The organism is Peribacillus sp. (assembly GCF_059453735.1).
Genome location: NZ_JAZVJO010000020.1, coordinates 1 through 7,480, shown reverse-complemented (window position 1 = coordinate 7,480; position 7,480 = coordinate 1). Strand labels below are relative to the sequence as shown.

Below are 7,480 nucleotides of genomic sequence, written 5' to 3'. Positions count from 1 at the left end.
CGCTCCTGCGGGGTCTCACCTGTCCTGCTATTCCCGCAGGAGTCTTCACGCCAACACTCCCATCAACTGCCTTTCTAAATGCAATCTCAAAAGTCAAATTCGTTCTTTTTTTAAATAGACTTATATTCATTTAGAGATGATAAGGATCCTTTCGAAAACCCATTTTATTCAACGTGGTCAGCTTGAAATGGTCTCATTAGACCAGCTTGTTCCCGAGTACCAACTGGTCCGCAAAATGGAAGAAGCCCTGGATTTTTCTTTCATTTATGATCTAGTCAAGGATGATCTGTATTTGGAAGTAGGCCTCCCTAGAAAGATGCCATGAACAGTCTTTATAAGCCAGAAAACCTCCATGAAAAGTGTTCAAAACTTAAAGAGGTCCGGAATGAAACATTCCTGACCTCTTTTGTCGACAAACTGAAGGTTGCCCATTTGGCAGCCTTTTCTGTTTCACTATTCATATATCCCTTTTACAATTCCGGTTATCTCGCCTATTTCTGCTTTTTGATAGACACTTCTAAACCAATCGTCCCCAATTAAAAAATATTCATGGTTATTTAAGGACATGCTCTCAATTTCTAAATCAAATATTTCCTCCATATTGGTTTGTTCCATATGCTCTTTATTATTTTCTACAAAAGTAAAGTATTCTTTTTTATTCATTCCTAATCTATGTGCTTTTCCATAAAAGGCACTAAGTTTTTTATCGTTAATATATATTTGACCTTTTTCAACTTTTACACGTTCTCCAGGAAGGCCAATTACACGAGTAATAAGTAAGTCTACTTCTTGATTTTTTGTTACTACAACGTTACCTCGTTCAATTGTTATATCCTCAGTATTAAAATCGATAATTAAATCCTTATCAAATAATTCATGATTTCCTCTCTCCATAGTATCTAATAAGTAATGATAGGTTTCTAAACCATCTTCCAGTTCATCGAAGATTGGTAAAACTTTAGGTGTAGCCGCATCATGAATTTCATTTTCTGAATTTGTTATTTTAGTGCATCCGGCTAAAAAGAAAAATAAGATGGCGATCAAACATTTCTTTCCCATATAAGCCCCCAATCAAAATAGATTAGTTACTAACTGTTATATTATGTATTAAAATAAAAATACCTTTGTTCCTGTTTATAAAAATTAGACATTCCAGGAAGGTCAAATAGTACCTCGTTGATTTATACCCATGATTAAATTATTTTAGGAAATGATTTAACGAGTGTATGAAAAGAAAAAGGTTAGTAAAAATGCTCAGATGTTTTAAACTTTTTTTCTTACCTTTTATAGACTCTTTTTTTGGTTATTATGACTGAATGTAATAGCTGAAACTACTTGTAATGCAAATAAAATATTTTATTAATATAGATTTACGATAGAAAGGATTATGATGATAGGGTGGTGAAACTTTAATGTTTATCGTCCTTAACCGATAAAAACTATGTTGATATAAAATTTAATGTTTAAAAAGTAAACAAAGAGGGTTCTATAGAAGAGGACTTATTTAAAGTAAGTTCTTCTTTATTTTTCCTAATCACGGATATTTACTCCAAATTATCTGGAATCCTGTTAAAATGAACATTGACTACATGTAAGCGGAAAGAGTGATTGTAATGAAATGGTTAAATACGTTTAAAAAATGGTTTCAAACGGAAGAAGAAATTATTGAAATTGAAGAGATTATTATAGATGAGCCACTTGAACCAAAAGAATTAGTCGATTTAGATTTTTCAAAGCATAAATCAGCACAAAATTGGAGTATAGAGCAAGAGAAGGAAAAGAAAAAGAAGGAACAGCAGTTATTCCAATCACATAATACGACTAGAGATCCAGATACCAAAATTTTATTTCAGTATCCTAAGGGACAATTCAAATTTCCTGTTATCCCTGATCATGCCGAGAAAGAATCAAGACCAAGGCGGGTTCGAACGAAAGAACCTGTAAAACCAGGTAAACCAGAGCGGCGTGCTTCTGGGAAGAATAGTAATGCCAATAAGCCAGCAGCCGCCAAAATCAATCCAAAAAAAGAAGAAGCAACAAATAAAATTATGCCTTCGAAAAAACCTTTCCGTCCAACGGAAATTCCTTCTGCTGTTTATGGTTTTCAGCGTCCGAATAGGGTTGTTAGTCACACAGAAGAAATCATTGAATATGAATTAAAAACTGTTAAATCGGCTATTCCATTACCTGAATCACTGCCGCTGGATATACCAGCTATCTATCGGAAGGAAGATAGTTTAATAGAGCCTGAATCCAGCACCGATCCTAACGAGCAGGAGAAGGAAGGACTGATTGAACGCTTAGAAATAAGTGAAAGCGCCAATGCAGAAGTAGCGGCAGGTATTTTAGAGCCGGCCTATTATCAAGAAACGGGTAACAAACCTGAGCCAATTGAGGTCGTACTAAAGGAAGAAGCCATCGAAATAGAGCCGGAATCTTTTGGAATAGAAGAAAGTGAAATACAAACAGAAGAATCTGCTGAAATGAATGATAGGGAAGAAGTTGAAGTTGAGACACCTCAAATTGAGGGCGATGCGACTAAAACGGTAAAAAAACATATCCCTTTTAATGTGATGATGTTAAAAAATGATAAAGAAAAAATCTCATCTTTTGTACCAAAGGCTCAAAAAAAAAGTCTTCTAACGGATGAAACGGTTAAACCAGAGGAAAAAGTAGAGACTAACCATACTACTTATACTGTGCCTGAGGAAGAAGCGGCAAGCAGCGTTGAGGAAGTATTGTCCATAGAAGAACCGGAAGATGAAAATACAGAAACAGCTGCAATCGTAAATAAACAAGAAGAAATTACGGCAACTCCTACGATGGTGAATCTCGATGATGTAAACGAAAGTGATCAACCGCTTGAATCGTCAATTATTCAAACAGAGGTACAGTTGGAAACGGAAAATCCCTACTATGTATTCCCTAGTGGTGAGTTATTAACACCCGCAGCTCCTCTAGAAAATGATCGAATTTGGGTCGAGGAGCAGAAAGCCATTCTAGATGGTACGCTTAAGAATTTTAATGTGCGTGCCCGAGTGGTAAATGTTACACAGGGACCAGCCGTTACACGCTTTGAGGTACAGCCGGAGCCAGGAGTTAAAGTCAATAAAGTCACTAATTTAATGGATGATATCAAACTTAGTCTTGCAGCAGAAGATTTGAGAATGGAAGCTCCCATTCCCGGGAAACATACGATTGGTATAGAAATTCCAAATCGAAAGAGTAAACCCGTGTTTTTACGTGAAGTGCTGGAAAGTGAGCCATTTACATCCAATGACTCGCCATTAACAGTGGCTTTAGGCCTAGATATTTCTGGGCAGCCGGTGGTTACCGACTTGAAAAAGATGCCTCATGGTCTTATTGCGGGTGCAACGGGATCAGGAAAAAGTGTTTGCATCAATTCAATGCTCGTGAGCTTATTATATAAAGCAACTCCACAGGAACTTAAATTATTGCTGATTGACCCTAAAATGGTGGAACTGGCTCCGTATAACAAAATTCCTCATCTCGTCAGTCCTGTTATTACAGATGTAAAAGCCGCAACTGCTGCACTTAAATGGGCTGTCGATGAAATGGAACGTCGGTATGAATTATTTGTTCACGCTGGTGCTCGTGATATTGGCCGCTATAACCAGAATGCGGAAGCAGCCGGACAATATGCAAATAAACTCCCTTACATTTTAATCATAATTGATGAATTAGCTGATTTAATGATGGTTTCTCCTGCTGATGTAGAAGAAGCCATTTGCCGGATAGCTCAAAAGGCCAGAGCATGCGGAATCCATTTGATTGTCGCCACACAGCGTCCTTCTGTGGATGTCATTACCGGGTTGATAAAGGCTAATATTCCAACTAGAATTGCTTTTTCGGTCTCATCTCAGGTGGATTCTCGGACAATTATTGACAGTGGTGGAGCTGAAAAACTCTTAGGCAAAGGGGATATGCTTTTTGCTGAGAATGGTTCATCAAAAACGGTACGCCTTCAAGGAACATTTGTGAATGATGATGAAATTGACTCTGTTGTACAACATGTAAGAAATGAGCAACAGCCAAATTACTTATTTGAACAAGAAGATTTACTTAACAAAGTTCAGGCTACAGAGGAAAGTGATGATTTATTTTTTGAGGCATGCGAATTTGTCATTGCTCAAAGTGCGGCCTCTGCTTCAAGTCTGCAAAGACGATTCCATGTCGGCTATAATCGGGCGGCACGGTTAATTGAGATGATGGAGCGTCAAGGAATTGTTTCAGAATCTAGAGGAAGCAAGCCAAGAGATGTATTAATAACAGAGGAAGAATTAGAATTCCTTCAGGACAAGAGTCTTGTGTGATAATCCTTAGTAACTAGTTTTTACCCATTAAAACAGTTGTATCTAGGCACAAAGATAGAGTAAGCAAATGAAATCTTTCTAAGATGGTTGATTTGATGAAAAAGTGCTATAATAATTTTCGTTGACTGAATTTAAGTAATACCCATTTACATTAAAAAAGTGTGTTTAATCAGGAGATTTGGTTGTCCAAATTGAAATCTGACAGTATCGTCAGACGCAGGTCAGGACTTTTACTTTTCCTCGTTAAAGGCAAATAAAAGATAACGTCATATACTGTCATACAGATAGACGATTGTTGGAGGTTCTATATATGACCGTTTACCATTTTGTTGGTATCAAAGGTTCAGGCATGAGTGCGCTTGCCCAAGTGCTGCATGATCTTGGTTATCAGGTTCAAGGATCCGACTATGAAAAGAGATTCTTTACGCAGCTAGCATTAGAAAAATCAGGTATCCCAATTCTTTCTTTCACAGAAGAAAATATTCAGCCGGACATGACTGTCATTGCTGGAAATGCATTTCCGGATACGCATCCCGAAATAGTCCGAGCAATGGAATTAGGATTGCCAGTTATTAGATATCACCGTTTCCTCGGTGATTTCATGAAGCGTTATACAAGTGTAGCTGTGACAGGTGCACATGGTAAAACGTCAACCACTGGCTTACTCGCCCATGTAATGGGAGGAGCAGAACCTACATCTTATTTAATTGGAGATGGCACTGGAAAAGGAATCGTTGATTCTGCATACTTTGTTTTCGAAGCATGTGAATACCGCAGACATTTCCTTTCATACTCTCCGGATTATGCAATCATGACCAATATTGATTTTGATCATCCAGATTACTTTGCGAATATTGAGGATGTGGTGGATGCATTCCAGCAGATGGCTCTTCAAGTTAACAAAGGAATCATTGCTTGTGGTGATGATGAACATTTACAAGGAATTCAAGCGAAGGTTCCGGTTATTTTTTATGGCTTTGCTGAAGGAAATGATTTCCAAGCAAGAAATATTTCTACTTCCGAGCAAGGAACAACGTTTGATGTAAATGTTCGTAATACGTATTATGAAACGTTTACGATTCCGACATTTGGAAAGCATAGTGTTCTTAATGCTCTTGCTGTCATTGCGCTTTGTCAATATGAAAATTTAGATACTGAAGCAGTGAAGGAGCATTTAGCAACATTTGGTGGAGTAAAACGTCGTTTCTCAGAAAAGATAGCAGGATCTCAAGTTATCATTGATGATTACGCGCATCATCCAACTGAAATTAAAGCAACTGTTGATTCAGTAAGACAAAAGTACCCGGAACGTGAAGTGGTAGCTGTCTTCCAACCTCATACTTATTCAAGAACTCAAGCGTTCCTTGATGACTTTGCAGAAGCATTAAACCTTGCAGACAAGGTTTATCTATGTGAAATCTTTGGTTCAGCACGTGAGAACCAAGGGAAACTCTCGATTCAAGATTTACTAAAGAAAATTCCAGGATCTGAACTCATAACAGAAGAAAATATGTCCGTTCTTAAGCAATACGAAACAGGCATTATTTTGTTTATGGGAGCTGGAGATATTCAGAAATTCCAAGTTGCTTACGAGCAGCAAATTGAACTTCATTAAGAAAAGCAGCCGAGCCGGAGAAATCCGTGCTCGGTTTTTTGTTCTAAGAAAAGTGGAGATGGGAAGAAAGATCAAAAGATAGTGACACATTTTCATAAAAACCAAATTCGATATACCTAGAGGGGTATTTTATGTGTGAAATTAGTGCCTAGACGGGAATAAGCTAGCCCCAGACGGGAATACCGCTGTTCCAGACGGGAATAACCTTCAACCAGACGGGAATAACGCCCTCTCAGACGGGAATAAGTGCTGACGAAGCAAACAAATAGAGGAAATACCCCCTCAGGGTATCCGCAACGCAGGAAGATCAAAAGATAGCGACTTTAAAAAAATGAAATCATCATACCCTGAAGTATTTTGTGCATAAGAGTACAAAAAAATGACCCAATAGTTTGAGTCATTTTTTTGTTTACTTCAAATTTTCTGGATTCAGTTGTTTTAATTCTGGAATGACAAAAATTCCGTCTTTACGAATGAGTACATCATCAAAATAGATTTCGCCGCCGCCATATTCAGGTCGTTGTATATTGACTAGATCCCAATGAATATCGGAATGGTTGCCATTGGATGCTTCTTCATAGCATTGTCCAGGTGTAAAGTGGAAGCTTCCGTCGATCTTTTCATCAAATAGGATATCCTGCATAGGAGTTTGGATGAAGGGGTTGACTCCAATAGCAAATTCCCCAACATAACGTGCACCTTCATCAGTATCAAATATTTTTGTGATGCGTTCTGTGTTGTTTGCTTTTGCATCAATAATTTTTCCATCTTTGAACGAGAGTTTTACATTTTCAAATGTAAAGCCTTGGTAAGGTGATGGAGTGTTATATGAAATAACGCCATTAATGGAATCCCGTACGGGTGCTGTATAGACTTCTCCGTCTGGAATGTTCATTTCTCCTGCGCATTTAATTGCTTTTATGCCTTTGATTGAGAAGGATAAATCAGTTCCAGGTCCTGTGATTCGGACTTTATCTGTTTTATCCATTAGCTCAACCAGGCTGTCCATGGCTTCACTCATTTTTCCGTAATCTAGATTGCATACATCAAAGTAGAAGTCTTCAAAGGCCTCGGTACTCATTTTCGCAAGTTGAGCCATTGATTGTGTAGGGTAGCGAAGGACAACCCATTTGGTTTTCGGGACACGGATATCGCGATGGACTTTTTTACCGATTGTGCGGCCGTGAATAGCCATTTTATCGGATGGGACATCCGCTTGTTCGCTGATATTGTTACCTGCACGAAGGCCAATATAAGCATCCATTTCTTTCATGACTTCAGCTTCAAAGTTGGCCATCATCTCATATTGTTCTTCTTGAGCACCCATAAGCAGTGCACGATCTACCTGATGGTCTTTTAATGATACGAAAGGGAAACCGCCTGCAGCATACGCTTCTTGAACGAGGGCAGTAACTAATTCTGTCTGTATTCCAAAATTCTCAATTACTACTTTTTCACCTTTTTGAAGATTGACTGAATATTTTATTAAATTTTTGCCTAATAATGTAATCCTTGGGTCTTTCATAATGTA

At 38.0% G+C, this 7,480-nt stretch carries 4 protein-coding genes and 1 pseudogene; 3 read left to right on the top strand and 2 right to left on the bottom strand.

Annotated elements, in window-relative coordinates; all coding sequences use genetic code 11:
- Positions 1 to 145 precede the first annotated feature (145 nt).
- Positions 146 to 283, top strand: a pseudogene (locus AC52RT_RS00650) (IS5/IS1182 family transposase); the annotation flags it as partial.
- 170 nt (positions 284 to 453) lie between these two features.
- On the opposite strand, the gene lepB reads toward AC52RT_RS00650, so the two are convergent.
- Complete coding sequence (lepB, locus tag AC52RT_RS00645) at positions 454 to 1,059, bottom strand: signal peptidase I (RefSeq protein WP_495538964.1); 606 nt, start codon at positions 1,057 to 1,059, stop codon at positions 454 to 456.
- A 554-nt stretch (positions 1,060 to 1,613) separates the two neighbouring features.
- Here lepB and AC52RT_RS00640 point away from each other — a divergent pair.
- Both AC52RT_RS00640 and murC read left to right on the top strand, forming a co-directional pair.
- On the top strand, positions 1,614 to 4,334 hold the full coding sequence (locus tag AC52RT_RS00640) for a DNA translocase FtsK (protein ID WP_495538963.1): 2,721 nt from the start codon (positions 1,614 to 1,616) through the stop codon (positions 4,332 to 4,334).
- Between the two features lie 310 nt (positions 4,335 to 4,644).
- Positions 4,645 to 5,949 carry a UDP-N-acetylmuramate--L-alanine ligase gene (gene murC, locus AC52RT_RS00635; protein WP_495538962.1) on the top strand — a complete coding sequence of 435 codons (1,305 nt, stop codon included), beginning with the start codon at positions 4,645 to 4,647 and terminating at the stop codon, positions 5,947 to 5,949.
- 409 nt (positions 5,950 to 6,358) lie between these two features.
- Here murC and AC52RT_RS00630 read toward each other — a convergent pair whose 3' ends face one another.
- Positions 6,359 to 7,474, bottom strand: coding sequence for an aminopeptidase (locus AC52RT_RS00630; protein ID WP_495538965.1), 1,116 nt, complete (start codon positions 7,472 to 7,474; stop codon positions 6,359 to 6,361).
- Positions 7,475 to 7,480 lie beyond the last annotated feature (6 nt).